Below are 25,226 nucleotides of genomic sequence, written 5' to 3'. Positions count from 1 at the left end.
TTATGACGAAGCGAGTGCCCTTTACGAAGGAATCTGAACGGGAGGCCGTTCTTCTTGCCGAGACGAGCGGTCGGACCGGCAAGGAGCTTGCTGAGGATGTTGGCATCGGCCTGTCGACACTGACACGGTGGATTTCGCGTAATCGGGATACAACCATTGATGCTCCTGAACTGATTGACGCAAATGAAGATATGGCTGCTGAGCTCAAACGGCTCCGTCGGGAGAATGAGATATTGCGCCAGGAGCGGGATATCCTGAAGAAGGCGACGGTTTTTTCGCCAAGGAGGGAAGTCGATGAAGTTTCGTTTCATCGACAAGGCGAAGACGGAATTCCCGCATATCGTCTTTGCCATCATTGCCCGGCTGATGCGTGAGAATGGAATGCAGGCGCGTCAGAAACGCCGCTTCAAGAAAACCACGGACAGCCATCATGCTTTTCCAGTCGCGCCAAGCATCATTGCGCAGGATTTTGCGGCAACCGGCCCTAATCAGAAATGGGGTGTCGACATATCCTATATTTGGACGAAAGAAGGGTGGCTGTACCTCGCTGTCGTCATCGACCTCTTTGCTCGCCGTGTCGTTGGTTGGGCTGTCAGCGACAGACTGCATCGCCGATTGGCTCTCCAGGCTCTCGAAAAAGCCCTAACAATGCGGCGACCGCCAAAAGACCTGATCCATCATTCGGATCGCGGAAGTCAATATCGCTCACTGGATTACCAGAAAGTGCTGCGTGCCAACGACATCATAATTTCCATGTCGGGTAAGGGAAACTGTTACGATAATGCTATGGTCGAAACATTCTTCAAGACCTTGAAATCAGAGCTAGTCTGGAGAACAGTATTCCAAACAAGGCGCGATGCCGAAATAGCTATTGCCCGCTATAGTGAGCGCTTCTACAATCCAATCCGGCGTCATTCTTCTCTCGACTATCTGAGCCCGGCTCAGTTCGAACGAATGCCTGCCTAAATGGGAAAAGGCCTCTCCACTTGTCCCAGGCAAGTCCAAGTACGACCTGTTACAATTCAATACGTTATGTTGCATCGAATTTCAGTGTTAGGCGACATGAAAACGAGGGGAAATGACAGCTAAGTCATTGATTTTAAAGTGGCTGGGGAACCTGGATTCGAACCAAGACTAGCGGAGTCAGAGTCCGCTGTTCTACCCTTAAACTATTCCCCAGCAGGAATTTGCAACTGCCTTCGATCTGGAGGCCTGCAAGCGCGATAAAGCGTCAGCTCGTTCGCGACGGCCTCCATCTAGCGAACTCAAACGCCGAACGCAACACTTTTCTTCGAAAAATTTCAAAGCGATTTACGTTATCCAGCAATTGCTGATTTCATGCGGTGGGCGCGCCGCAAATTGACGCGTAGAGGAATGCTTCCCTGAAGCAGGTGCATAAAAAAAAGCCCGGCCAGCGGAGGAGCGGCCGGGCAAAGGGCAGGCTGACCGGGAGGGGACCCGGTATGTGAAGGTGGCGCCTGCCAGATTATGGGTCTTCGGGTTCGAAAAAGGCGGCAGCCTATCGAGTCCCGCAGAGATATTGGTTCAGCAGATCAGACGGGTAGCCTTGATCCGTAGCCGAGCGTCTGCCAGTTCACTCAGAACCTGTGTGGGGTCGGCCGCGCCGCGATAATGAGCTGCCGTGTAGATATCCTCACGACGAAGTCCAATATCGCGCAGCATGTGGTCGTCAAAGCTGCTCAGGTTCAGCACTTGCCGTCGACCACTGGAAAACGTCCAGCGACGCATGATCGACGTAAACACGGTCTTTACCATCTGCAGGAACGTGGAGGTCTGTCCGCTCACTGCCGGTAAATGCGCTGTCGTTATCTTGCTCGTCGCTGTCATGTCCGCTCTCCTTTGATTTGGCGGGGCTAAGTGATCCTTATCGTCAGGGTCATTCGCTTTCGCGGCTCCTTTTCCTTTACGATGGCGGCTTTATCCAACAATCGAATTGATTGTTCCAACGAATGTTTTTAATGTAATCCTTCAATAATAGTGATGGATGACGCCGATGAGCACGCCTCTTGATCTCGATCAGTTGCAGACTTTCATAGCCATTGCGGATATGGGTAGTTTTACGCGTGCTGCGGATGCTGTTTTCAAGACGCAGTCCGCTGTTTCCATGCAGATGCGCCGACTGGAAGAGCGTATTGGCAAGCCGTTGTTTGAACGTGATGGACGGACCAATCGTCTTACCGAGGAGGGCGAGCGGCTCTTGCTTTATGCGCGTCGCATGATGCAGCTCAATGGTGAAACCATCGCTGCGTTTGATGACACACAACTGGAAGGCCACGTACGCATCGGCACACCGGACGATTATGCCGATCGGTTTTTGCCGGAAATCATGGCACGTTTTGCACGGTCAAACCCACGCGTTGAATTGTCGGTCGTCTGCGAACCAACAGTCAATCTGGACGAGATGATCCGCCGCGGAACACTGGATATTGCCCTGGTTACCCAATGCGATGACAAACGTCGCTCGGAAGTTGTTCGAACGGAGCCATTGCTTTGGGTGACTTCAGCCAATCATGCGGTGCACGAAGAGGCTGTCCTGCCACTTGCTGTTGGACGCCCGACCTGTATCTGGCGTCATGCAGCTATCGATGTGCTGGAAGCGGCCAGACGCGATTATCGCATCATCATCACCAGTTGGTCAGCGACTGTTCTCGCGGCGGCAGTTCTCTCCGGCCTTGCGGTCTCTGTTCTGCCAGAGTGTGCACTGCGTCCCGGTATGCGGGTTCTCGGTGAAGCAGACGGGTTTGGAATGCTACCGGAATTCGGCATTGGCATCATGCGCGGTCATACAAAACAGAATGCTGTCGTCGATGCACTTGCGCAGCATATTATTGAAAGTCTAGACAATATATCTTCACCGCAGCCTGGCGCGATGGCTTCGGCGGAAATTTCGCCGTTTCCGGCGGTTCGTACGAGGAGGGTGCGAGCCAACGAATTGCTGCCAGGCTGGTGATGAGACTGTAAATCGCCGCATGGCTTCTTGACCAGTCATGCCACCTGGTTGCCTATGATGGGATGAGCATGGGTTCCGATTCGAGTTTTACCGGCGCGTCGTCCAATGTCGCCGAGTATAGCGTTTCCGAGATTTCCGGCGCGTTGAAGCGCACGGTCGAGGATACGTTCGGGCATGTGCGCGTGCGCGGCGAAATTTCCGGCTATCGAGGTCCGCATTCGTCGGGGCATGCCTATTTCGCATTGAAAGATGATCGTGCGCGTCTTGAAGCCGTAATTTGGCGGGGCTCGATGAGCCGTCTGCGCTTCCGTCCCGAAGAGGGGATGGAAGTGATTGCTACCGGCAAACTCACGACCTATCCGGGTTCATCGAAATATCAGATCGTCATCGAACAGATGGAACCTGCCGGTGCGGGCGCGCTGATGGCGCTTCTGGAGGAGCGTAAGCGGCGGCTAGCTTCGGAAGGTCTGTTCGACCCTGCCGTAAAGCAGCTCTTACCCTTTATGCCTCGTGTGATCGGGGTGGTGACCTCTCCGACCGGGGCGGTTATTCGGGATATAATTCACCGGATTGCAGACCGTTATCCGTTACATGTCATTGTCTGGCCTGTGCGTGTACAAGGCGAGACGAGCGGGCTTGAGGTGGCTGCCGCAGTTGATGGCTTCAATGCTTTGCCCGAAGATGGTCCTATTCCGAGGCCGGATGTGGTGATCGTGGCGCGTGGCGGTGGCAGTCTGGAAGACCTGTGGGGGTTCAATGACGAGATCGTTGTTCGTGCCGTTGCTGCGTCGCATATTCCAGTAATTTCTGCAGTCGGTCACGAAACCGACTGGACCTTGATCGATCTTGCAGCCGACATTCGTGCTCCGACGCCGACGGGCGCGGCGGAAATGGCGGTGCCTGTAAAGGCGGACCTGTTGGCAGCGCTGGTAGGGCAGTCCGCGCGGCTTTCATCGGCCATGTCCCGCTTTATCGATCTGAAACGACAAGCACACCGTTCGGCAGCACGTGCTCTTCCGTCAGCTGACCAGTTGTTGGCTTTGCCTCGACGCCGTTTCGACGAAGCCGCTTCGCGCCTCACGCGGGCGCTGTTCGTCAATACGCAAAAGAAGCGAGTTCACTTTGAAGGCCATGTGCGACAGTTATCGCCGCGCCTCCTTCAGCGCCGGTTTATGGAACTGGAACGCGGGATTTCCGTTCTTGGGCAGAGATTGCCTCGCGCGCTTGAGGCATTCCTGCGGGAGAGGCGAACGGCTTTCACTCATCGGGCAAATCGTCTTTCGGCTGAACCGATACTGCGGCGAACAAAGCTTACAACCGTTGCGATAGAACAGCTGGATCGCCGTCGCGACCAAGCCGTACGGCTTCTCATAGAAAGAGCCAAACGGCGCGGGCAGGAACTGGAGCGTCTTATGCGCACGCTTTCCTATGAAAGCGTTCTCGAGCGTGGCTTTGCGGTTGTCTTCGACGCTGAAGGGAAGCCGGTGAAGCAGGCTGCATCCGTGTCGGCTGGAGATGCTTTGTCCATTCGGTTTCGCGATGGTGACGTTGCAGTCGTTGCGGGTGAGGGGGACGGGAGTGAACCCGCAAAGCTTGTACAAACAAAAAAGGTTCAGTCTCCCGGCTCCGGCAATCAGGGATCGTTATTTTAGCAACAGTCAGTCGCGGTATTTTTCGCTTTCTGCTGAGATTGCTTGGCCTTAAGGCTGGCTTAAGCTTGGCCGTCTTCTTCTCGCGCATCTGTCATTGTTAGAGATTCAGGATGTCGCGTAAAAAATCCCAGGACGACCTCACAAACGGCTTTGCGAGGGCTGCTTTCAGCCGCCGCGGCTTTCTTATAGGTGTAAGCGCGGTTGCGTTGTCGGGCTGTGTTTCGACGGCGCAACAGCCACCTCAACCGGTGAAGAAATTGCCTGAACCTGCGCTGTCGCGACCTGTGCCGCTGATGTACCAGGCTCTGCCGGAAGAACAATTCCCGATTCCTGCCGTCGATACGAGTAAGGTTGATCCAAAGTTCTGGCGGCAGGAGGTCGATTATCCGACGGACGAAGTCAGAGGCACTGTTATCGTCGATACGCCGAACAAGTATCTCTATCATGTACTCGGCAATGGCCGGGCCATGCGCTATGGCATCGGTGTCGGGCGTGACGGTTTTGCTTGGGCTGGACGCGCGAAGATCGCTTATAAGCGCCAGTGGCCCCGCTGGACGCCACCGGATGAGATGGTCGCACGTCAACCCGCGCTGGAGCCCTACAGCATCGCCAATGGCGGGATGCCTCCCGGTATCAAGAACCCGCTCGGTGCGCGAGCGATGTATATTCACAAGGATGGGCGCGATACACTCTATCGCATTCACGGATCGCCGGAAGCCTGGAGCATCGGCAAGGCCGTGTCGTCGGGATGTATCCGCATGCTTAATCAGGATGTAATTGATCTTTACAACAATGTGCGCGATGGCAGCACGATTGTTGTGATACCTGATCCAAGCAAAGGCCAGCAGGTCGCGAGCTGACTAATACAAAAAGGGCGCGGATAACGCGCCCTTTTTTGTCGGATGTGCTCGATGCTCGATGCTCGATGCTCAATAGGCATATTCCAGAAAGATTGGATCAACTGACCCTGCCCATACGCTGTTATATGCCTTCAGCATGCGCTCAGCATCCGTAATGCCAGCCGCAACGATTTCCTCAAGCGGTGCAAGGAAATGCGTTTCGTCATGACCTTCGCTGTTGAGCTTGTTGCGGTTTAGGAGGCCGAGACGCGAAATTTTCAAAGTCTCGCGAGCGATCTGTTCCAGCGGTTTGCCCCGGAAGGTCGTGTTCAACGCCTTGGCAGGAACTTCGTTACGAAGTGCAAGCACCTCTTCGTAGGTCCAATCCTTGGTGAGGAGCTCGGCAGCGGTCAGAGCTTCTTCGTCATAGAGCAGTCCGACCCAGTAGGCTGGAAGCGCACAGATACGGCGCCACGGACCTCCGTCAGCTCCCCGCATTTCCAGGAAACGCTTGAGGCGCACTTCAGGGAACAGTGTCGAAAGATGATTGGTCCAGTCGCCCATATTGGGGACCGGGTCGCTCACTTCACCTTTCAGCGCGCCGTTCATGAATTGGCGGAAAGTGACATGCGTACAGTCGTGATAATGACCGTCACGCAGAATGAAGTACATAGGTATATCAAGTGCCCATTCGACATAATCGGCAAACCCGAAGTTTTCCGAGAAAACGAAAGGCAGCACGCCCGAACGCTGATTGTCGGTATCGCGCCAGATATTCGAACGCCATGACAAAAGGCGGTTCGGTTTACCTTCGGTGAACGGCGAGCTCGCGAAAAGTGCTGTTGCCACGGATTGCAGCTTCATCGAAACCTGCATCTTGCGGCGCATGTCTCGTTCCGAGCTGAAGTCCAGATTAACCTGAATGGTCGAAGTGCGATACATCATGTCCAGACCTTCATGCCCGACTTTCGGCATGTAGTTGGTCATGATCTTGTAGCGTGACTTCGGCATGACGGGTGTTTCGGCCAAAGTCCATTTCGGGCTGCCGCCAACACCTAAAAAGCGAATACCAAGGGGCTCCGCTATTTCGCGGACCTGAGATAGATGCGCGTTCACTTCACGGCATGTCTGATGAATGGTTGAAAGAGGCGCTCCGGAAAGCTCAAACTGACCGCCGGGCTCCAGTGAAATCGCCCCCTGTCCGGTTGGCTCCACCAGACCGATGATATTGCCTTCATCGATAATAGGTTCCCAGCCAAGCGTTGCCTGCATACCTTCAAGGATGGCTTTGATGCCGCGTGGCCCCTCATAGGGAACGGGACTGTTATCGACCGTGTAGAATGGAAATTTTTCATGCTCGGTGCCGATGCGCCAGGCATCTTTGGGCTTGCATCCGCCAGCCAGATAGCCAGCCAGTTGTTCAACGCCCGTCAGTGCCGTTTCATCAGTCGTATCGCGCGCCATGCAATCTATCCCTAGCCTATTTTTTGCTTTTCAGCGTGATTGGACAAATTTGTCAAATCGCGCAAGTCAATTCCATTGAACATCAGATTTCGAGAATGTCATCCTGCATTCCGCCAGTCTCCAAGCACAGATTGTACCAGAGCTATCGCGGCGACGGCAGCCGTGTCGGCACGCAGGATTCGAGGGCCGAGCGGTATAGCTGTCACGAAGGGAAGTTTTCGAAGCGTTCGACGTTCTTCCTCTGAAAATCCTCCTTCCGGGCCGATCAGTAGGGCGGCCGGGCCGGGCGTCATGTTCTGCAAGATGGTCAACGGATCATCCGATTCGTGCCCTTCATCGCAGAAGATGAGGTGTCGGGCTTCGTCCCATTGTTTGATAAAATGGTCGAAGCGGATGGCCTCGCGACAGTCAGGTATGGAAAGTACGCCGCACTGTTCAGCAGCTTCTATCGCATTGGCCTTGATGCGATCAGTTCCGAGTTTTGGTACCTGAGTGTGCTGTGTGATGACCGGCTGCAAAACGCTTGCGCCCATCTCCACAGCCTTTTGTACCATATAGTCCAGTCGCCCCTGCTTCAGCGGGGCGAAGCAATAGACCAGATCACTCGGCAAAGGTTGCGGACGTGTCTGTTCGAAGGGCAGGAGGAAAAGCCGCTTCTTACCCTCAGGCTTCAGCCGCGATTTCCATTCGCCGTCGCGTCCATTGAAGGCGAGAATTTCATCGCCATCCTTCAATCGCAGGACATGGGTAAGATAATGTGCGGACTGCGGGACGACTTCAATCTGGTCGCCTTCTTCGAGGCCGTCTTCAACATATAGTCTCTGCATTTTATAGTTTGCGCGCATGTCAGCATCGATGGCAGAGGGCAGGGGCGGTGGTCAAGCGCTTTGGTAATGCATCAAGAGACAATTAATTAGCATTCCTACACAAACAATTGATGGGAAACATCATGTCTGTTGCATTTAATTAGATTGTATCCATATAGATATGAAGCTATCTATTTGAATGGAACTGATGTGATGAAACAAACGTGGGTCGAATTCGCACCGCTTCTTGCAAGTACCGCCAGAGGATGGCGGAAGGCTTTCGATGCAGCGATGGCGGAGCATGGTCTTTCCGACGCGAAAGCCATACCGCTAATGACCCTGTTGCGGCACGGAGATCACGTCCCTCAAGGTGTGCTGGCTGAACGAGTCGGTATTGAGGGAGCAACGATTGTCCGGGTCGTCGATGAGCTGGAAAAGGATGGCCTGATCCAGCGCGTTGCCGACGATGCCGATCGTCGCGTCAAGCTCATTCAATTGACAGAGGACGGTCGCGCTCTTGCCGCCAAGGTGGAAAAGTCGGCTGTTCGTCTTCGCGCTCGTTTCCTTGGTGATCTCGATTCCGATGCGGTCGATGTCGCCATGGAGGTTTTGCGCAAGCTGAATGAGAAATTTCAAACATAGTCTTTCTGATCGGCCGTCTGACCGGAAAGACGCAAAGCGTTCAACCGGTGCATCCACAAGCCATGATGAAACCTGCCGAAACAACCCCGAAATTCTGGGACGTAGTCTTTTCACTGAAGACTTTTGCTGCGGCCATGCTTGCGCTGTGGATCGGCCTGATGGCCAATCTGCCTAATCCCTACTGGTCTATTGCTGCTGTATATATCGTTGCGCATCCGCTGTCAGGTGCGACCACGTCAAAGGGTTTTTACCGTTTGATCGGTACTATCATCGGCGGTGCAGTGACCATTCTGTTCGTACCGCATCTGGTCAATTCACCTGAGATTCTGACATTGGCGATCGGTCTGTGGATGGGTCTCTGCCTTGCGATCAGCTTACTCGACGGTACACCGCGCAGCTATTTGTTCATGCTGGCTGGTTACACCGTGGCAATCGCGAGTTTTGCGGTTGTTTCCGTGCCTGAGACGACGTTCGACTATGCCGTCGGTCGAGTGGAAGAGATCGCAATCGGCATCATCTGTGCTGCTGTCGTCAATCGACTTGTTTTTCCGCGTCATAGCGGTCCTGTGCTCGTCAGTCGTATCGATAACTGGCTGCGTGACGGTTCAAAGCTGGCGCTGGCAAGTATGCGGGGTGAAGGCGCTACACCTGAATTTCTTCGGGATCGCCAGCGTCTCGCCGCCGATGCGCTCGAGCTGCGCAATCTAACCACGCATGTTGCCTATGACACTTCATCAATCAGAAATGTTGGTACTCTGCTTCACGTGTTGCAGCAGCGCATGGTGGCTGTTCTCCCGATTATATCGAGCCTGCATGACGTGCTGGCGCTGAAGCCCGGTGAAAACGAAAAGCCCTGGCATCCAGCCGTACAGAAGCTTCTGGACGAGGCTTGCGACTGGATAGAAAGTGGTGAGAACCTGACTGAGGAACGCCGTGCCATTCTGTTGCGGTTGATTGAAAAGATCGACCGTCATGGGAAGGACGCAACAAGCTGGGGCGAATTGCTGCCTTTCAATGTGGCTGCTCGTGTTCGCGATCTCGTTCAGATATGGAGCGATTGCATCACGCTGCGTCAGGACATTGTGTCCGGTTCCCGGCATTCGCTGCGCTGGCGCCGCTACGACGCGCACCTGAAAGCCCGCCCCATGCATCGTGATTATGGCATGGCGCTTCTCTCTGGATTCTCGGCCTTTCTCGCAACATGCGTAGCAACCGCTTTCTGGATTGCGAGCGGCTGGTCTCAAGGCAGTGCCGCAGCCATGATGGCCGGCATCTTCTGCTGCATTTTCGCAACCATGGATGATCCGGTACCGGTGATGCGCAAGTTCAACTGGTTGCTTTTGATTGTCATTGTTGCCGCCTTTATATTTGAATTTGCGTTGCTCCCGCTGGTGGACGGCTTCTTCCCGCTGGTTCTAGTGCTGGGGCTATTCCTCATCCCGGCGGGCCTGCTGCTTGCCATTCCTTCGCAATTTCTGCTGGGCATGGTGCTCTGCGTGAACTTGCCGAATATGCTCATGCTCCAGGGGCATCTGACACATGATTTCGTCAGTTTTGCTAATGCCAATCTGGCCACCGTTGTGGGGATCGTAATCGCTGCCGTAGTGACTTCAATCGTCCGGTCTGTCGGTGCTGAATGGAGCGTGCGTCGGCTAATCAAGGCGGGCTGGAACGATATTGCACTTGCTGCTGAACGTCGTCCTGGGCGTCACCGCCGCCAGCGTATGAACCGTCTTTTGCTCCGGATGATCGACCGTATCGGCATGATGACACCGCGTCTGGCGCTGGTTCCGGCGGCAGATGTCGCGAAGGTCGATCTGTTGCGCGATCTGCGAAACGGTATGAACACGATTGATCTCCAGCAATATCGCTCCAAACTGCCCGAAAATTGTCGGTCAATTGTCGATGAAGTGTTGGATGGCGTTAGTGCGCATTACCGTGCTCTGGCTGACAAACCGCATGAGGCAGGCGATATCGACCGATATCTGCTCATTTCCATCGATGCGGCAATCACCACCATTATCGAGAGCGGATCGCCTGCAATAGCCAAACGTACACGAATGGCGCTGGTCGCTCTGCGCTTCAATCTTTTCCCGAAAGCCCCGCCTTTCGTCTTGCCGCCGCGTCCGCTCATGGAACTCCCACAAGCAGCCTAGAAGAACAATGTGATTTGTGATGCAACCTGAACTCGACATCTACGGAATTTACATTCCGACCCTCGGCGTGCTGGCGCTCGGTGCCTATTTCGCGAACACAGTCATGCAGCGTCTTCTGGCGCGCGCACGCTTCTATCGTTTCGTATGGCACCGGCCTTTGTTCGATGCTGCGATGTATTTTTGCATTCTCGGCGCTGCTGCCGTCATTCTCAATGGAATACCGCTATGAAAAAGCTCTTTGCACATTCTGGCCGTGTCTTTGTAACCGTCGTCATGGTCACTATGGCGGGGCTTCTTGGCTGGCATTTGTGGGACTATTATATGAATGCGCCGTGGACCCGCGACGGCAAAATTCGCGCTGATGTGGTGCGCGTTGCGCCTGATGTCTCAGGTCTGGTCGGAGAAGTGCTTGTCCACGATAATGAAAGCGTTCATCAGGGCGATGTGATCTTCCGTATCGATCAGGCACGTTACAAGCTCGCCCTGCAAACAGCGGAAGCAAAGGTTGATAGCAGCAAGGCGGCACTTGATATGGCAAACCGCGATCTGGTCCGCTATCGCCAGCTCAACGACACGACCGTGACACGTCAGAAGCTGGAGCAGATCGAAACGACGGCTCAGCAAGCGGAAGCTTCCTACCGTCAGGCGCAACTGGATCGCGATCTGGCGACACTCAATCTGGACCGGTCTTCGGTAAAGGCGCCCGTCAACGGAGTGATTACAAACTTCTCACTTCAACCGGGTGATTATGTTTCCGCTGGATCGGCAGTGACGGCCCTCGTTGATACGGACTCGTTCTACGTTTCCGGCTACTTTGAAGAGAACAAGCTCGAGCGTATCCGGATTGGTGATCCGGTGGTGGTCGATATCATGGGCAGCAAAGTGCAACTTAAAGGAAAGGTCGAGGGTATTGCCGGAGGGATTGAAGATCGTGAGCGTAGCGATTCTTCTAGTCTGTTGGCTAATGTCTCACCGACCTTTAACTGGGTGCGCCTGGCGCAACGTGTGCCGGTGCGTGTGAAGCTTGAAGATGTGCCGGACAGTGTCCACCTCGTTGCCGGTCGAACGGTCAGCGTTTCGGTGGTGAACTGATTTAAAGGCCCGGCTGTCGTCCGGGCCTTTTCCATGTTAGCAAAGATAAAAAGAGGTCGGGGATTTCTCATGGGTGTACTGGTCGTTCAGAACTACGAAGGCTCTGGATTGGGACAAATTGAACCCGTTCTGGCAGATGCCGGCTATTCGATTGATCTGCGTCATCCATACAGCGGGGATGCATTGCCCGGTGACGACGATGGATATCAAGCCTTGATTGTGCTTGGGGGCGAGCAGAATGCGCTAGCCGACGCTGAATGTCCTTATTTTCCGTATTTGCTTGAGCTCATACGTCGGTTTGGCGACAGCGGTAAGGCCGTTCTTGGTATTTGTCTGGGCAGTCAGCTCATCGCTCGTGCTTATGGAGGCGCAAATGTTCTGGACCGGCCCATGGAGTTCGGCTGGCAAGAAGTTCGGCTTACCGAGGAAGGCAAAGGCGACCCGGTATTGTCCGCCGCAGGAGATGCCTTCCCAATCTTTCATTGGCACCGCGATACCTTTTCGCTTCCGAAGGGCGCATTGCATATGGCGACGAGTGATATGACGCCTCATCAGGCCTATCGCATCGGGCGCGCAGTTTATGGCACGCAGTTTCATTTTGAAGCGAACACACAGCTTGTCGCTGAATGGAACGAACAGCTAAGTGAGATGATTGCGGGTTTCGCACCGGATTGGGCAGTAGAGCACCCAGTGCAGGCAAATAAGTTCGGAATACAGGCGGATGCTGCAGGCGCTGCATTAGCCAAGGCGTGGGTAAACCAAATTTAGAGGCTTCGTAACTGCGTCTTAACCTTAAGTCGAAGTATCGCGTTGCCGCTTTGCCACAGCGTTCAACCAATTCGATTTTTCAAGAGAAAAGCGGTGGCTTGGCTGGAACCGTTCAGTTGCGGGTAACTTTTTTCGGGTGTAACTGAACGCCGTCTCCCCGGGCAGCAACCGAACGAGCAGGGCTGATTGCCAGGCTCTCAAGTGGCGGCTCGTCTGACGAATTTCGTCCGGCCCCAGTCGAAAGAGTTTCTGAATATGACCGCCAAGCATGCCGCTCTCCTCACCGTATTGATGGTTTCCGCGATTGTATTTATGGCGGTCGGCATATTCACCGTCGATGCGGGCAATAATGCGATGTCCACCGACGGCTACGGCATTTCCAGCGCCCACTAAGCGCACTATTTCGCTTCGATAAAACGCTTTTCCGAACCGTCTATTACGATGGCTGAAAGCTGTCCGCTTTTCCAGGCATATGTATCGAGATTGACCCTGTTGGGCTGAATATCGATAGCGCTTTGCGGTGTATGCCCGTGGATGATGACCTTTTCGAAGGGGGCGGTCCATTTGAGAAAAGCTGTGCGAATCCAGATCAGTTCTTCCGGGTCTTGTGCGTCTAGCGGTACTGCTGGGTTTATTCCTGCGTGACAGAAGAAAAATTCGCCGAATGCTACTGAGCACGGCATGGCGCGAATGAAATCGATATGCTCTTGCGGGACAGTTCCCACCAGAGCGGTATGAGCTCGGCGCGCCGAAGCCGCATCAGCAAAATCAACCTCTACCCCGTAAGAGCGAGCGGTATCGACGCCGCCATGCAGTGCGAATATCCCTGCGACGTCTCCGGTTGCTAGATAAGTAAGAAAACCGTCGTCATGATTGCCCAGCAGCGAAATGATGCGCTTATCCCGACGCGATACATCAATCAGAAAATCCAGCACTTCCTTTGAGCCCGGACCGCGATCTATGTAATCACCAAGGTGAATGATACGCCAGTCATGAGCAGGGCGCTGGTCTAGGTCGGCATGGATTAGCCCGTGCATGTCCTGTAACAAGTCGAGACGGCCATGCACGTCCCCAATGGCATAGAGGCGGATATTGTCCGGCCCTGTCGCATCCTTGAAAACCACGCTCATTCGCCGTCATCTTCCTTCATGTCTTTGCCGGTCTTCACGCCCGCCCGCTGTCGGTAGCGCAAACGCGAGACGCGTTCGCGTTCTTCGTGCAGTTCGCGATCATGTGTTGCCTGTTCCACGAAACGAATGTGCTTCTGAACCGCCTCGCGGGCCGCCTGCGGATTGCCGGCCATGACGGCATCGTAAATGGCGCGATGTTGCGACAGGAACATGTCAGCGACGCCTGGATAGCTGTAGATAAGGCTGCGATTGTAAAAAACCCCATCCTTCAGCAGTTGATAGCAAGACCGTAGTGTGTGCAGCAGAACGATGTTGTGTGCTGCTTCGCCAACAGCATTGTGCAATTCCACGTCGAGGCGCGCTTCCGTATCGAAGTCACTGACACCGTGAGCCTTTTCCATGGCTTCCATGATTTCGGTCAGAAGTGCCTTGTCAGCGGGTGTGGCTCGAAGTGCTGCATATTCTGCGGCAATGCTTTCGATTTCCCGGCGATATTCAAGATAGTCGGCTGTCGCCTTTCGGTGATCCGCAAAAAGCTTGACCACTGGGGCGCTGAATACCTGTCCGATCACGTCCGCGACGAAAGTGCCACCGCCATGCCTCGAAATCAGGAGCTCGGCCGTTTCAAGCCGTTTGAGAGCATCACGCAATATCGGGCGCGATATATCGAACTGGCGCGCCAGCTCACGCTCACCAGGAAGCCGGTCGCCGCCACGCAGGACGCCTTCAAGAATGAGCGTTTCGATCTGGTGCACGACATCGTCTGCCGTGCGGCTTGCCTGTATGCGGGAAAAAATCGTGTCGGCCATGCCGTCTGAAGCCCTCTCCATAACGGCGGCAAAGTAGCCTTTAGCAGGGCGCCCGGCAACGGAATATATATTGAAAAGGAAAGCCCGATCGATGATGCAACCGGGCTTTCGGAACAAAGAATTAGACCTTTTTGCGCTTACGTGTCGCGACGAGTACGAAAAGACCTGCGACAAGGCCATACATGGCCCATTTGAACGGAAGTGCGTCGGCTGTTTCGCTGCGGATCGGAAGGACAGTTACTGTGCCGGGACGGCTTTCGATGCCGGATTTGCCGTCAGCTTTGGCTTGCTCAATTTGCTGCGGAGAAACGACCCATTCAGCGCCGCGCGATTTGTCGTAGAACATGAAACCACAGCCAACGATAACAGCGACTATGATTGCTAGAATAAAGCGTACAGGTGTGTTCATCATTTTTCCCAGAAAATCAGGACAATGGGAGGAAATCATCCGATTCGCTTGAATAACGGATTGCGAGATAGCTAATTCTTTTAGAATCAAAAGCTTAGTTAGCTTTATATGCTGGCGCGCTAATATAGCGCGCGTGGCTTATTAACCGACGAATGAAAGCCAGTCTATTTTTTTGCTACTTCGTAAGGAGATGTACCGCTTTCCCAGTAGGGAACAGGGCCGTAAAGATCAGCCAGATAGTCGATGAACAGTCTAACCTTTGCCGGAAGGAACTGTTTTGATGGATAAACGGCATGAATTGCAACGTTTCGAGATGCTGCATAGTCGGGCAGCACTTGCACCAACTTGTCCGCGGCAAGTTCCGGGCCGATATCCCAGGTTGAGCGTTGCGCTATGCCGAGGCCTGCCAGGACGGCTTCCCGTACCATTTCGCTGGAATTGGTTTGCAGTGGTCCTACCGGGCGAATGACGATGGGTCCTTTGGGGCCTTCCAGCCGCCAGGGGTCGTTGTTATGCGGTGCCAGACAGATATGGTCCTGCAGGTCTTCAATCGTCTGTGGTGTGCCGCGTTCCGCGATATAGCCGGGTGAGGCGACGAGAATACGACGCACTGGGGCAAGACGGCGCGCGACGAGAGTTGAATCGGAAAGCTCCGCGATCCGAATGGCCAGATCATATCCATCGCCCACGATGTCGACCATCTCGTCGGTAAGCTGCATATTGACGGTAAGATCGGCATTAGCGCGCATGAATGGCACGAGATAAGGCGCAATGTGCATGCGACCGAAAGTCGTCGGAGCTGAAATTTTCAGTGTTCCGCGCGCATCGGCTGAACGGCGGGCGACAAAGGCTTCCGCTTCCTCGATGTTAGAGAGAATGGCGAGAACCCTCTCATGATAACCCTGACCTGCCTCAGTCAGCGCGATCTGGCGGGTTGTGCGTTGAAGCAGTCGGGTTCCGAGACGTTCTTCCAACCGTCCCAGGCGCTTCGATACGACTGCTGGCGAGAGACTCAGATCGCGAGCGGCTGCTGACATGCTGCCCGTTGCCACAACGCGGGCAAAAATTTCCATATCTGCCAGACTGCTCATCATGTTCTGCTACCCCACTCCCTGCCGTGCTTTTGCTAAAGCTTTGGGTATAAAGCATCTAGCCGAGCGCTAGGAAACTAGGCAAGCAATTATGCCGCAGCGTGGAAACTGTTTAGCCGCCGACTAAAGTGGTAAAAATGATTTACCACTTGACGAAAATGGTACGGGGTGCACTTTGGCCACATAAGTGGTGGAGGAGAATATGAGCGGACTTATCATGCCGGAACCAGACGCATCCGTCATGCAGCGGCGCGAGCAGATTGTCGCTGATCTGCGCGGTATCGTGCCGGGCGAGGGCGTTGTCGATGCCATCAATGCAATGCGCGTGTTTGAGAGCGATGGCCTGACCGCGCACCGTTCGTTGCCGCTGGTCGTTGTGCTGCCAGAAACGGTAGAACAGGTTTCGCAGGTTCTGCGCTATTGTCACGATAATAATATTCGCGTGGTGCCGCGCGGCGCGGGCACATCGCTGTCCGGTGGCTCAATGCCGTTGCAGGATGCAGTTCTGCTTGGCATGTCGCGCTTCAATCGCATTCTCGAAATCGATTATCCAAATCGTGTCGCGGTGGTGCAGCCGGGCGTGACCAATCTCGGCATCACCAAGGCTGTTGAACATGAGGGCTTTTATTACGCGCCCGATCCGTCGTCGCAGATTGCCTGCTCCATTGGCGGCAATGTCGCTGAAAACGCAGGTGGTGTGCACTGCCTCAAATACGGTCTGACAGCGAATAATGTACTCGGCATTGAGATGGTGCTGATTACCGGTGAGGTGATCCGGCTTGGCGGCAAGCATCTCGATAGCGAGGGCTATGATCTTCTCGGTCTTATGACCGGATCGGAAGGGCTGCTCGGCATCGTGACAGAAATTACGGTCCGTATCCTGCAAAAGCCGGAAACGGCGCGTGCTGTCATGGTTGGCTTTCCATCCAGCGAGCAGGCTGGTCAGTGTGTGGCTGACATTATCGGTGCAGGCATCATTCCCGGTGGAATGGAGATGATGGACAGACCGGCTATCAAAGCGGCGGAAGATTTTGTCCGTGTAGGCTATCCACTGGATGTCGAAGCATTGTTGATTGTCGAACTGGATGGACCTCCAGTTGAGGTGGATTATCTGATCGGTCGGGTCGAAGCGCTGGCGCTGCGCAATGGTTCCACGACCTGTATTCTGTCGCAGTCGGAAGAGCAGCGTCTCGCTTTCTGGGCCGGGCGCAAGGCAGCTTTCCCGGCAGTGGGGCGCATTTCACCCGATTATCTGTGCATGGATGGCACCATTCCGCGCAAGGAGCTGCCGCGTGTGCTGTCAGGCATGCGCGACTTGTCCGAAAAATACGGATTGCGGGTGGCCAATGTGTTTCATGCGGGCGATGGCAATCTGCATCCGCTGATCCTCTATGATGCGAATATACCGGGCGAACTGGAAGCAGCCGAGAATTTCGGCGCGGATATTTTGCGGCTTTGCGTAAAAGTCGGCGGTGTCCTCACCGGCGAGCATGGCGTCGGCATTGAAAAGCGCGATCTGATGCCGGAAATGTTCAACGATGTCGACCTCGACCAGCAGATGCGCGTCAAATGTGCTTTCGATGCCAAGCATCTGCTCAATCCCGGCAAGGTGTTTCCGCAATTGCGCCGCTGCGCCGAGCTTGGCCGCATGCATGTGCATCGCGGCGAACTGGCCCACCCGGATATTCCCCGATTCTGAATTGTGGTTTTGATCATGAGCAATGCAAATATTCTCAAGCCGCAGGATGAAGCGGGCGTTCTGGATGCGGTGCAGGATGCGCTGGCCAGCTCCACCCCGCTGGAAATCATCGGCCATGGCTCCAAGCGCGGTATCGGACACAGGGTCGATGCGGGCCGCGTGCTCGACGTGTCGCGGTTGACAGGCGTGACATTGTATGAGCCAGACGAGTTGGTGCTTTCGGCAAAGGCCGGAACGCCGATGGTCGCGATCGAAAAGCTTCTGGCTGACAACAATCAGTGTTTTCATTTCGAGCCGATGGATTACGGCCCGTTGCTGTCGGGCGAGGCTGGTCGCGGCACGATCGGCGGTGCGCTTGCCGCCAACCTGTCCGGTCCGCGCCGTCTCAAGGCGGGTGCTGCCCGTGATCATGTACTTGGCGTGCGCGTTGTGTCCGGGCGTGGCGAATTGTTCAAATCCGGCGGTCGTGTGGTCAAGAACGTGACGGGTTATGACTTGTCCAAGGGCATGGCCAATTCCTGGGGCACGCTGGGCGTCGCCACAGAGGTGACATTCAAGGTTCTGCCAAAACCGGAAACGGTAGCCACGCTCGTCGTGCGCGGGCTGACCGATGAACAGGCGGCGCGCGTCATGGCCATGGCGATGGGATCGCGCGAGGAAGTCGCTTCCGCAGCGCATTTGCCGCCGACTGTTGCCAATCGCTTTCTCGATGGAAAGCTTGGCTGGGAAGCGGCGACCGTGTTGCGGCTTGAAGGTTTCGCGCCTTCGGTCGAGCATCGCAGCCGCCAATTGCAGGCGCTGCTTCGCCAATCCGGCACGGTGGAAGCGCTCGACGGGGCGCAGTCGCAACAGCTTTGGCGCGAAGTGCGCGATGTTCTGCCTTATGCCAATGCGGGCGACAATCGCGCTGTCTGGCGCGTTTCAATGACGCCGATGCAAGGCTGGCAGATGGTGGACGAGTTCCGCCGCCATGCGGGTGTCGACGCTTATTACGACTGGCAGGGCGGCTTGATCTGGATGCGGATGGAAGCCGATCCGGAAGCGCAGATCTTGCGCAAACTCATTGCCAGATATGGTGGCGGTCACGCGACGCTGGTCCGCGCGCCGGAGGCGATCCGCGCTGGCATCGATGTGTTCGAACCGCAGCCAGCAGCCCTTGCGGCCTTGTCGCAGCGGTTGAAGCAGCAATTCGATCCGGAGAATATTCTCAATCCGGGCCGTATGCATTCTCATCAGGTTGGAGCGTGACACGATGCAAACTCATTTCAGCCCCGACCAGCTGCGCGATCCTGGTGTTCAGGAATCGGAAAAAATCCTGCGCAAATGCGTGCATTGCGGCTTCTGCACGGCCACATGCCCGACATATGTGACGCTCGGCAACGAACTCGACAGTCCCCGCGGACGCATCTACCTGATTAAGGACATGCTGGAAAACGGCCGTCCGGCGGATGAAGAAGTCGTGCGCCATGTCGACCGCTGCCTGTCGTGCCTGTCCTGCATGACGACCTGTCCTTCGGGCGTCAATTACATGCATCTGGTCGATCATGCCCGCGCGCATATCGAGAAGACCTACAAGCGCCCATTCATGAACCGCTTTCTGCGCGGTGTGCTGGCGCAGATTCTGCCCTATCCGGGCCGGTTCCGCGCCGCGTTGAAGCTGGCGAAACTGGGCAAGCCGTTTGCTCCGCTGTTGCGCAAGAGCGACGCCCTGAAACCCATGGCGGCCATGCTTGATCTCGCGCCGCAAAACCTGCCAGCCGCAGTCCCTATCGAAACCGTCAGCGCCGCCAAGGGCGAAAAGCGCGGTCGCGTGGCAATTCTCAACGGCTGTGCGCAGCCAGTGCTCAATCCGGGTATCAACGCCGCCACGTTGCGGCTTTTGAACCGCTTTGGCATCGAAGTGGTGACGCCGAAGGGCGAAGGCTGCTGCGGTTCGCTGGTTCACCATATGGGCCGTGAAGAACAGGCGCTTGAACAGGCGCGGCACAATGTCGATGTCTGGACGCGCGAGATTGAGGCGGGCGGTCTCGATGCGATCATCATCACGGCGTCTGGCTGCGGCACGACGATCAAAGATTATGGTTACATGTTGCGGCTTGATCCGGCTTATCAGGACAAGGCTGCGCGGGTTTCGGCGCTGGCAAAAGACATCACGGAATATCTGGTCGGCATCGACCTGCCGGAACCGGATGCGCCGCAGGCGCTGACGGTCGCCTATCATTCGGCCTGCTCGATGCAGCATGGGCAGAAAATCGTGCGGCAGCCGAAAGACCTGCTTTCCAAGGCGGGCTTTACGGTGAAGGAACCGCTGGAAGGGCACCTCTGCTGCGGATCGGCTGGCACCTATAACATCATGCAGCCGGAGATTGCCGCCAAGCTGCGCGACCGCAAGGTGAAGAATATCGAGGCAACCGGCGCTGCTCTGATCGCAACCGGCAATATCGGCTGCATGACGCAGATCGCGACCGGCAGCAAACTGCCGATTGTTCATACGGTGGAGCTGATCGACTGGGCCTATGGTGGTCCGAAGCCGCAGGGGTTGTCACAAATCGCAGCATAAAAAAACCGGGCGTTTGCCCGGTTTTTCCTCGATGTCTGTTCAGCCAGCCGAGAATGTACTCGGGTTCGGGCCTATCCGGCCATCGGCCTTGTCTAGTTTCGTAATCGCATCGTGATCGGTTCCGTTGAGATGGAAATCGAAAATATCGAAGTTTTCCTTGATGCGGGCAGGTGTAACAGACTTCGGGATGACGATATTACCTGTCTCGATGTGCCAGCGCAGAATGACCTGCGCGACCGACTTGCCGTGTTTCTCCGCGATGGTTTTCAGCGTGGCGTCCTCCAGAATCTTACCCTGACCGAGCGGGCTCCAGGCTTCTGTTGCGATGTTGTGTTTGCTGTGGAACAGACGCAACTCGTCCTGCTGGAATTGTGGATGCAATTCAATCTGATTGAGAACTGGCGTAACACCGCTTTCCTTGATGATGCGTTCGAGATCGGCTGTACGGAAGTTGGATACACCAATGGATTTTGCACGGCCTTCCTCTTTCAGTTTGAGAAACGCGCGCCATGTTTCCATGAAAAGGTCTTTTGATGGCATTGGCCAGTGGATGAGATAAAGATCCACATAGTCCGTGCCAAGCTTTTTCAGGCTGGTGTCAAATGCTTTCAGCGTCGATTCATAGCCTTGTTCGCTGTTCCACAATTTCGTGGTGAGGAAAATGTCGCCACGCTCGATACCGGAACTCTTGATCGCCTTACCGACGCCCTCTTCATTACCATAAATGGCAGCGGTATCGATATGGCGATATCCTGCTTTCAACGCTTCGCTGACAGCGGCGACCGCTTCGTCGTTACCCACTTGCCAGACACCGTAACCGAGCTGCGGAATGTGATTGCCGTCGTTCAGTTTAACTGTCGGTACGGTCATGATTTATCCTTTCCCTCCGAAGCATTCGGCGCGGGGTGGCCCCCTTTATGCGCATAAATGCTATTGACCTACATGCCGGTTTTCTTCTCCGGCACAACTGCCATCCGGCAGCTTTTTCCATATCTTTCTGGACTTTGCCATGGTCAGCATATGGGTGTTCGGGGCAAAAGGAAAAGCCCTTTCAAGCAAGTTTCAAAGTCTGCGATCATTCTTTCTGTGCAGAAATTTTGATCTTTTCAGATTTGTGAAAACAATGCGACCGCCTTCGGGAGAAGACGGTCGCAAATGGCATGGGAAATGGTTTGGTTAGCGGACAACGACCTTTGCACCAACTGGAACACGTTCATAAAGATCAGTGACGTCTTCGTTACGCATGCGAATGCAGCCGGACGACATCGCCTTGCCAATGGTCCATGGCTGATTGGTTCCGTGGATGCGATAAAGCGTCGAACCGAGATAAAGGGCGCGTGCGCCGAGAGGATTGTTGACGCCGCCTTCCATACGTGCAGGCAGAATACGTCCCTTCTTGCGCTCGCGTGCGATCATTTCCTTCGGTGGCGTCCAGGTTGGCCATTCAGCCTTGCGGCTGATGCGCTGCGACCCCTTCCAACTGAATCCCTGCTTGCCGACGCCAACACCATATCGCATCGCCTTGCCGCCAGGTTGAACGAGATAAAGGAAGCGCTTGCCTGTATCGATGACGATTGTTCCCGTTTTTTCGTTGCCGGAATAGGACACCATCTGCGGCAGATAAGCGGGATCAATCTGGTGCTTTCGTACCGTGGTTGCCGGATTTGCAGCCGGCCGTTGATACGAAACCTGACGATAGTTCGGTTTGACTTTTTGTTTCTGCCTGGCAGCAATACGCGGTGCTGTCTGTAAAGACTGCGGTACGGCCTGTATGCGGGCAGGTTGTCCATGCAACTGAGCTACCCAAGGGGCAGAGAGGTCGGGACTCACACTTACCGGCGGCAGGGTTGCATAGCGGTCATTGGCAAACGCCATACCCGTGCTGACGATGGAAACAGCAATCGCCGCAAGCGATCCGATTAAAAGAAGATGACGTGGTTTCATTATCCAGATCCGTCTCTTTGCGCCGGAAAATCTTTGTGGCGCTGTTGCCCGTTGCAGCTCCTGACATCGGCTGTCAGGAGAGCGACCCTCATGCTCGTGTAAGGATTGTGTGCTGGAATGGAATCGTAAAGGTAAATTTTGGTCGCGTGTTTCGCCTGATGGCCCTTCCAATTAAAGTTGTGGTTAGTGTCAGGTTGCGCGACATAATTAATTATGGATGAAACCTGAGAGGCGGAACAATGAGCGATGTTGCTGAGGCAAAAACCGGTCTGATCGTCGGCGCCGATGGTATGGCACGTTGCTTCTGGCCGGGCGAGTTACCGGATTACCTTGCCTATCATGACAATGAATGGGGTGTTCCTGTCTCTGACGATTTCCGGCTTTTTGAGAAAATCTGCCTCGAAGGTTTCCAATCAGGCCTGTCATGGCTCACGATTTTGCGCAAACGCGAGAATTTTCGTGCAGCTTTCGATGGCTTCGATTTCCATCGTGTTGCGCAGTACAATCAAGAGGATGTGGAGCGCCTGCTGGCCGACAAGGGAATTGTGCGTCACCGCGGCAAGATTGAATCCACGATTAATAACGCCAAGCGCGCAATTGAACTGGTCGCAGAAAAGGGTTCACTTGCGGCCTATTTCTGGTCTTTCGAGCCGGGGGCGAAAGACCGCCCTGCCGTGGTGGACTATCCAACTCTTGTCGCCAACCCGAAGACCGAGACATCGATCCGCATCTCTAAAGATCTGAAGAAGCGGGGCTGGTCATTCGTTGGGCCGACGACCGTTTATGCCTTCATGCAAGCCATGGGACTGGTGAACGACCACATTGAGGGTTGCCATTGTCGGACTCACATTGAAAAATTGCGACAGAGTTTCAAACGACCGAGCTAGAGCAACGATTGCTAAGCCGCATCATTTCTGCGAGAAACGTCCATCTTTGAGTATGGGAGACGATCATGGACTTGGTGTCGTTGTTGGCATTTGCCGGTATTCTGGTCGTGGCGGCGGGTACACCGGGGCCGAATGTCGGCGCGTTGGTGGCACGTGTCATCAGCCGCGGCCACAAGGGCGTTTTTCCATTCATGTTCGGTCTGTGGCTCGGTGATGCCATCTGGCTTTCACTAGCGGTTTGGGGACTGGCCGCGCTGGCAAATACGTTTCACACAGCGTTTCTCATCCTCAAATATGTCGGCGTAGCCTATCTGGCCTATCTTTCGTGGAAGATGTGGATCGCACCGGTAAATGAAGTCGCAGATGAAGATGCCATTCCGCGTCAGGGTGAAGCGGGGAAGCTCTTCCTCAGTGCGCTGGCGATTACACTCGGCAATCCGAAGATCATGGTTTTCTACCTCGCCATCTTGCCGACGGTGGTTGATATCACCCATGTTTCGCTGGTTGGCTGGGCCGAATTGCTGCTGGTCATGTTTGCGGTTCTCGCTGCAGTCGATACCGCATGGGTCGTGCTCGCAGCACAGGCACGACGGTTTCTGCGCAGTCCCCGCATGATGCGAATTGCCAATAGAACCAGCGCTGGCATGATGGCAGGAGCGGCTGTCGCCATTGCGACACGCTGAACACGCTTCCCGCACTTGCCGCAACGGACTTGATCGGTTAGGAAACCGGCAACAGAATTGATGCCGGTTTCAATCGGCATGTATGTATAAATCAGCGATCAGGCAGGAAAAATGGCCGATAAAGCGGACAAGATGAAGGCGCGGTTGCCGCGCGGGTTTGTCGATCGGGTGCCGGATGATTTGCGCGCCGCTGAAAAGATGATGGCGACAATCCGTGAAGTTTACGACCTGTATGGCTTCGAGCCGGTGGAAACTCCGCTCGTGGAATATACGGACGCGCTTGGCAAGTTTCTTCCGGATCAGGATCGCCCGAACGAAGGCGTGTTCTCGTTTCAGGACGACGATGAACAATGGCTGTCACTGCGCTACGATCTGACTGCGCCGCTGGCACGCTTTGTTGCCGAAAACTACGAGTCGCTGCCAAAGCCTTATCGTAGCTATCGTAATGGTTGGGTGTTCCGCAATGAAAAGCCGGGACCGGGCCGCTTCCGTCAGTTCATGCAATTCGACGCTGACACGGTCGGTGCACCGAATGTCTCTGCTGATGCTGAAATGTGCATGATGATGGCCGACACGCTGGAGCGCCTTGGTATCCGTCGTGGCGATTATGCGATCCGCGTCAATAACCGCAAGGTTCTCGACGGCGTGCTGGAAGCCATCGGCCTTGCAGGCGAGAGTAATGATGCAAAACGCCTGAATGTGCTGCGCGCCATCGACAAGCTCGACAAATTTGGTCCGGAAGGCGTTCGCCTTCTGCTCGGTAAAGGTCGCCTCGACGAAAGTGGCGATTTCACCAAGGGTGCAGAGCTGACCGATGCCGCGATTGAAAAGGTGCTGGCTTTCACCGCCGCCGGTGGTTCGACGGGCACCGACACGATTGCCAATCTCCGTGCCGTCGTCGCAGGCAACGCCAAGGGCGAAGAAGGTGTGACCGAACTCGCCGACATGCAGGCGCTGTTCTCTGCGGGCGACTATGATGGTCGTGTGAAGATCGATCCATCTGTCGTGCGCGGTCTTGAATATTACACCGGTCCGGTTTTCGAGGCAGAACTTCTGTTCGATGTGACCAACGAGGACGGCCAGAAGGTCGTGTTCGGTTCGGTGGGTGGCGGTGGCCGTTATGATGGTCTCGTGTCACGCTTCCGGGGTGAACCAGTTCCAGCGACAGGCTTCTCCATTGGTGTTTCGCGTCTGATGACGGCTTTGAAGAACCTCGGCAAACTGGATGTTTCCGATGTCGTCGGGCCGGTAGTGGTTCTGGTCATGGACAAGGATACGGAAAGCCTTGGGCGCTATCAGAAAATGGTCTCCGATCTGCGTCAGGCTGGCATTCGCGCTGAAATGTACGTTGGCGGATCTGGCATGAAGGCGCAGATGAAATATGCTGATCGTCGTGAGGCGCCGTGCGTCATCATTCAGGGTTCGCAGGAGCGTGAGGCCGGTGAAGTGCAGATCAAGGATCTGGTCGAGGGCAAGCGTCTTTCTGCGGAGATCGAGGACAATGTAACCTGGCGTGAAAGCCGTCCGGCGCAGATCACGGCCAAGGACGATGGCCTCATCGACGCAGTTCGTGAAATCCTTGCCAGTCAGGCGCAAGATCGCGCAGAACAGTCGAAGTGACGGA

24 protein-coding genes, 1 tRNA gene and 1 pseudogene are annotated in these 25,226 nt (G+C 55.1%); 16 read left to right on the top strand and 10 right to left on the bottom strand.

The window, feature by feature from the left end; all coding sequences use genetic code 11:
* Positions 1-2 precede the first annotated feature (2 nt).
* A pseudogene (locus F9K91_RS00725) lies at positions 3-966 on the top strand (IS3 family transposase).
* 139 nt (positions 967-1,105) lie between these two features.
* On the opposite strand, the gene F9K91_RS00720 reads toward F9K91_RS00725, so the two are convergent.
* A tRNA-Gln gene (locus tag F9K91_RS00720) sits at positions 1,106-1,179 on the bottom strand.
* A gap of 366 nt (positions 1,180-1,545) precedes the next feature.
* Positions 1,546-1,848 carry a DUF1127 domain-containing protein gene (locus F9K91_RS00715; RefSeq protein WP_151676927.1) on the bottom strand — a complete coding sequence of 101 codons (303 nt, stop codon included), beginning with the start codon at positions 1,846-1,848 and terminating at the stop codon, positions 1,546-1,548.
* 166 nt (positions 1,849-2,014) lie between these two features.
* Between F9K91_RS00715 and F9K91_RS00710 the strand changes: the two genes are divergently transcribed.
* From F9K91_RS00710 to F9K91_RS00700, 3 genes are all read left to right on the top strand, one after another.
* Positions 2,015-2,971, top strand: coding sequence for a LysR substrate-binding domain-containing protein (locus F9K91_RS00710; protein ID WP_006468463.1), 957 nt, complete (start codon positions 2,015-2,017; stop codon positions 2,969-2,971).
* A 68-nt stretch (positions 2,972-3,039) separates the two neighbouring features.
* A complete protein-coding gene (xseA, locus tag F9K91_RS00705) occupies positions 3,040-4,623 on the top strand; it encodes an exodeoxyribonuclease VII large subunit (RefSeq protein ID WP_151676926.1) in 1,584 nt (527 codons plus the stop codon).
* A 110-nt stretch (positions 4,624-4,733) separates the two neighbouring features.
* A complete protein-coding gene (locus F9K91_RS00700; RefSeq protein ID WP_151676925.1) occupies positions 4,734-5,483 on the top strand; it encodes a L,D-transpeptidase in 750 nt (249 codons plus the stop codon).
* 69 nt (positions 5,484-5,552) lie between these two features.
* Here F9K91_RS00700 and F9K91_RS00695 read toward each other — a convergent pair whose 3' ends face one another.
* Positions 5,553-6,926 (bottom strand): glutamate--cysteine ligase, encoded by a 1,374-nt coding sequence (locus tag F9K91_RS00695; protein ID WP_151555070.1) that lies wholly within the window; start codon positions 6,924-6,926, stop codon positions 5,553-5,555.
* Between the two features lie 98 nt (positions 6,927-7,024).
* A complete protein-coding gene (locus F9K91_RS00690) occupies positions 7,025-7,771 on the bottom strand; it encodes a 16S rRNA (uracil(1498)-N(3))-methyltransferase (protein WP_151676924.1) in 747 nt (248 codons plus the stop codon).
* Between the two features lie 174 nt (positions 7,772-7,945).
* Here F9K91_RS00690 and F9K91_RS00685 point away from each other — a divergent pair, with 174 nt between their 5' ends.
* From F9K91_RS00685 to F9K91_RS00660, 6 genes are all read left to right on the top strand, one after another.
* A complete protein-coding gene (locus F9K91_RS00685; RefSeq protein WP_151555072.1) occupies positions 7,946-8,374 on the top strand; it encodes a MarR family winged helix-turn-helix transcriptional regulator in 429 nt (142 codons plus the stop codon).
* A gap of 62 nt (positions 8,375-8,436) precedes the next feature.
* Entirely contained in the window at positions 8,437-10,530 is a 2,094-nt protein-coding gene (locus tag F9K91_RS00680; RefSeq protein WP_151555073.1) for an FUSC family protein, read from the top strand.
* Between the two features lie 19 nt (positions 10,531-10,549).
* The gene (locus F9K91_RS00675; protein WP_151555074.1) at positions 10,550-10,759 is read left to right on the top strand and encodes a DUF1656 domain-containing protein; all 210 of its coding nucleotides are present in this window, start codon (positions 10,550-10,552) and stop codon (positions 10,757-10,759) included.
* Complete coding sequence (locus F9K91_RS00670; protein WP_151555075.1) at positions 10,756-11,622, top strand: efflux RND transporter periplasmic adaptor subunit; 867 nt, start codon at positions 10,756-10,758, stop codon at positions 11,620-11,622. The genes F9K91_RS00675 and F9K91_RS00670 overlap by 4 nt, the downstream gene beginning before the upstream one ends.
* A 69-nt stretch (positions 11,623-11,691) precedes the next feature.
* Positions 11,692-12,390, top strand: a complete 699-nt coding sequence (locus F9K91_RS00665) for a type 1 glutamine amidotransferase (RefSeq protein ID WP_151676923.1) — start codon at positions 11,692-11,694, stop codon at positions 12,388-12,390.
* A gap of 186 nt (positions 12,391-12,576) precedes the next feature.
* Positions 12,577-12,783 carry a hypothetical protein gene (locus F9K91_RS00660; protein WP_151555077.1) on the top strand — a complete coding sequence of 69 codons (207 nt, stop codon included), beginning with the start codon at positions 12,577-12,579 and terminating at the stop codon, positions 12,781-12,783.
* A 5-nt stretch (positions 12,784-12,788) separates the two neighbouring features.
* Here F9K91_RS00660 and F9K91_RS00655 read toward each other — a convergent pair whose 3' ends face one another.
* The 4 genes from F9K91_RS00655 to F9K91_RS00640 form a co-directional block, all read right to left on the bottom strand.
* The gene (locus F9K91_RS00655) at positions 12,789-13,520 is read right to left on the bottom strand and encodes a metallophosphoesterase (protein WP_151676922.1); all 732 of its coding nucleotides are present in this window, start codon (positions 13,518-13,520) and stop codon (positions 12,789-12,791) included.
* A complete protein-coding gene (locus tag F9K91_RS00650; RefSeq protein ID WP_061346622.1) occupies positions 13,517-14,329 on the bottom strand; it encodes an FCD domain-containing protein in 813 nt (270 codons plus the stop codon). Before F9K91_RS00650 ends, F9K91_RS00655 begins: the two co-directional genes overlap by 4 nt.
* A gap of 121 nt (positions 14,330-14,450) precedes the next feature.
* Positions 14,451-14,738 carry a hypothetical protein gene (locus F9K91_RS00645; RefSeq protein WP_151677055.1) on the bottom strand — a complete coding sequence of 96 codons (288 nt, stop codon included), beginning with the start codon at positions 14,736-14,738 and terminating at the stop codon, positions 14,451-14,453.
* Positions 14,739-14,902: 164 nt separating this feature from the next.
* A complete protein-coding gene (locus F9K91_RS00640) occupies positions 14,903-15,832 on the bottom strand; it encodes a LysR family transcriptional regulator (protein WP_061346620.1) in 930 nt (309 codons plus the stop codon).
* A gap of 199 nt (positions 15,833-16,031) precedes the next feature.
* On the opposite strand from F9K91_RS00640, the gene F9K91_RS00635 reads away from it, so the two are divergent.
* Genes F9K91_RS00635 through glcF form a run of 3 tightly spaced genes read left to right on the top strand, consistent with a single transcriptional unit; the run spans position 16,032 to position 20,088 of the window.
* Complete coding sequence (locus F9K91_RS00635; RefSeq protein WP_151676921.1) at positions 16,032-17,528, top strand: FAD-linked oxidase C-terminal domain-containing protein; 1,497 nt, start codon at positions 16,032-16,034, stop codon at positions 17,526-17,528.
* A gap of 15 nt (positions 17,529-17,543) precedes the next feature.
* Positions 17,544-18,776 carry a glycolate oxidase subunit GlcE gene (gene glcE, locus F9K91_RS00630; protein ID WP_151676920.1) on the top strand — a complete coding sequence of 411 codons (1,233 nt, stop codon included), beginning with the start codon at positions 17,544-17,546 and terminating at the stop codon, positions 18,774-18,776.
* Between the two features lie 4 nt (positions 18,777-18,780).
* Complete coding sequence (gene glcF, locus F9K91_RS00625; protein WP_151676919.1) at positions 18,781-20,088, top strand: glycolate oxidase subunit GlcF; 1,308 nt, start codon at positions 18,781-18,783, stop codon at positions 20,086-20,088.
* Between the two features lie 39 nt (positions 20,089-20,127).
* On the opposite strand, the gene F9K91_RS00620 is transcribed toward glcF, so the two are convergent.
* Both F9K91_RS00620 and F9K91_RS00610 read right to left on the bottom strand, forming a co-directional pair.
* Entirely contained in the window at positions 20,128-20,958 is an 831-nt protein-coding gene (locus tag F9K91_RS00620) for an aldo/keto reductase (protein ID WP_151555082.1), read from the bottom strand.
* A 306-nt stretch (positions 20,959-21,264) separates the two neighbouring features.
* Entirely contained in the window at positions 21,265-22,032 is a 768-nt protein-coding gene (locus F9K91_RS00610) for a L,D-transpeptidase (protein ID WP_151676918.1), read from the bottom strand.
* Between the two features lie 239 nt (positions 22,033-22,271).
* On the opposite strand from F9K91_RS00610, the gene F9K91_RS00605 reads away from it, so the two are divergent.
* The 3 genes from F9K91_RS00605 to hisS all read left to right on the top strand — a co-directional run bounded on the left by F9K91_RS00605 (position 22,272) and on the right by hisS (position 25,222).
* On the top strand, positions 22,272-22,919 hold the full coding sequence (locus F9K91_RS00605) for a DNA-3-methyladenine glycosylase I (protein ID WP_151676917.1): 648 nt from the start codon (positions 22,272-22,274) through the stop codon (positions 22,917-22,919).
* Positions 22,920-22,984: 65 nt separating this feature from the next.
* On the top strand, positions 22,985-23,602 hold the full coding sequence (locus F9K91_RS00600; RefSeq protein WP_151676916.1) for a LysE family translocator: 618 nt from the start codon (positions 22,985-22,987) through the stop codon (positions 23,600-23,602).
* A 111-nt stretch (positions 23,603-23,713) separates the two neighbouring features.
* Positions 23,714-25,222: a histidine--tRNA ligase gene (hisS, locus tag F9K91_RS00595; RefSeq protein ID WP_151676915.1), complete on the top strand. Its 1,509-nt coding sequence runs from the start codon at positions 23,714-23,716 to the stop codon at positions 25,220-25,222.
* Positions 25,223-25,226: the final 4 nt, after the last annotated feature.

The sequence above is a fragment of the Brucella tritici genome (assembly GCF_008932295.1).
Lineage (GTDB): Bacteria > Pseudomonadota > Alphaproteobacteria > Rhizobiales > Rhizobiaceae > Brucella > Brucella tritici.
This window is presented reverse-complemented; position numbering and strand designations above follow the sequence as displayed.

Excerpts from the sequence above, each read along its gene's own strand:
- F9K91_RS00715 (WP_151676927.1), bottom strand. The coding sequence starts at position 1,848 with ATGACAGCGACGAGCAAGATAACGACAGCGCATTTACCGGCAGTGAGC.
- F9K91_RS00710 (WP_006468463.1), top strand. The coding sequence starts at position 2,015 with ATGAGCACGCCTCTTGATCTCGATCAGTTGCAGACTTTCATAGCCATT.
- xseA (WP_151676926.1), top strand. The coding sequence starts at position 3,040 with ATGGGTTCCGATTCGAGTTTTACCGGCGCGTCGTCCAATGTCGCCGAG.
- F9K91_RS00700 (WP_151676925.1), top strand. The coding sequence starts at position 4,734 with ATGTCGCGTAAAAAATCCCAGGACGACCTCACAAACGGCTTTGCGAGG.
- F9K91_RS00695 (WP_151555070.1), bottom strand. The coding sequence starts at position 6,926 with ATGGCGCGCGATACGACTGATGAAACGGCACTGACGGGCGTTGAACAA.
- F9K91_RS00690 (WP_151676924.1), bottom strand. The coding sequence starts at position 7,771 with ATGCGCGCAAACTATAAAATGCAGAGACTATATGTTGAAGACGGCCTC.
- F9K91_RS00685 (WP_151555072.1), top strand. The coding sequence starts at position 7,946 with ATGAAACAAACGTGGGTCGAATTCGCACCGCTTCTTGCAAGTACCGCC.
- F9K91_RS00680 (WP_151555073.1), top strand. The coding sequence starts at position 8,437 with ATGATGAAACCTGCCGAAACAACCCCGAAATTCTGGGACGTAGTCTTT.
- F9K91_RS00675 (WP_151555074.1), top strand. The coding sequence starts at position 10,550 with ATGCAACCTGAACTCGACATCTACGGAATTTACATTCCGACCCTCGGC.
- F9K91_RS00670 (WP_151555075.1), top strand. The coding sequence starts at position 10,756 with ATGAAAAAGCTCTTTGCACATTCTGGCCGTGTCTTTGTAACCGTCGTC.
- F9K91_RS00665 (WP_151676923.1), top strand. The coding sequence starts at position 11,692 with ATGGGTGTACTGGTCGTTCAGAACTACGAAGGCTCTGGATTGGGACAA.
- F9K91_RS00655 (WP_151676922.1), bottom strand. The coding sequence starts at position 13,520 with ATGAGCGTGGTTTTCAAGGATGCGACAGGGCCGGACAATATCCGCCTC.
- F9K91_RS00650 (WP_061346622.1), bottom strand. The coding sequence starts at position 14,329 with ATGGCCGACACGATTTTTTCCCGCATACAGGCAAGCCGCACGGCAGAC.
- F9K91_RS00645 (WP_151677055.1), bottom strand. The coding sequence starts at position 14,738 with ATGAACACACCTGTACGCTTTATTCTAGCAATCATAGTCGCTGTTATC.
- F9K91_RS00640 (WP_061346620.1), bottom strand. The coding sequence starts at position 15,832 with ATGATGAGCAGTCTGGCAGATATGGAAATTTTTGCCCGCGTTGTGGCA.
- F9K91_RS00635 (WP_151676921.1), top strand. The coding sequence starts at position 16,032 with ATGAGCGGACTTATCATGCCGGAACCAGACGCATCCGTCATGCAGCGG.
- glcE (WP_151676920.1), top strand. The coding sequence starts at position 17,544 with ATGAGCAATGCAAATATTCTCAAGCCGCAGGATGAAGCGGGCGTTCTG.
- glcF (WP_151676919.1), top strand. The coding sequence starts at position 18,781 with ATGCAAACTCATTTCAGCCCCGACCAGCTGCGCGATCCTGGTGTTCAG.
- F9K91_RS00620 (WP_151555082.1), bottom strand. The coding sequence starts at position 20,958 with ATGACCGTACCGACAGTTAAACTGAACGACGGCAATCACATTCCGCAG.
- F9K91_RS00610 (WP_151676918.1), bottom strand. The coding sequence starts at position 22,032 with ATGAAACCACGTCATCTTCTTTTAATCGGATCGCTTGCGGCGATTGCT.
- F9K91_RS00605 (WP_151676917.1), top strand. The coding sequence starts at position 22,272 with ATGAGCGATGTTGCTGAGGCAAAAACCGGTCTGATCGTCGGCGCCGAT.
- F9K91_RS00600 (WP_151676916.1), top strand. The coding sequence starts at position 22,985 with ATGGACTTGGTGTCGTTGTTGGCATTTGCCGGTATTCTGGTCGTGGCG.
- hisS (WP_151676915.1), top strand. The coding sequence starts at position 23,714 with ATGGCCGATAAAGCGGACAAGATGAAGGCGCGGTTGCCGCGCGGGTTT.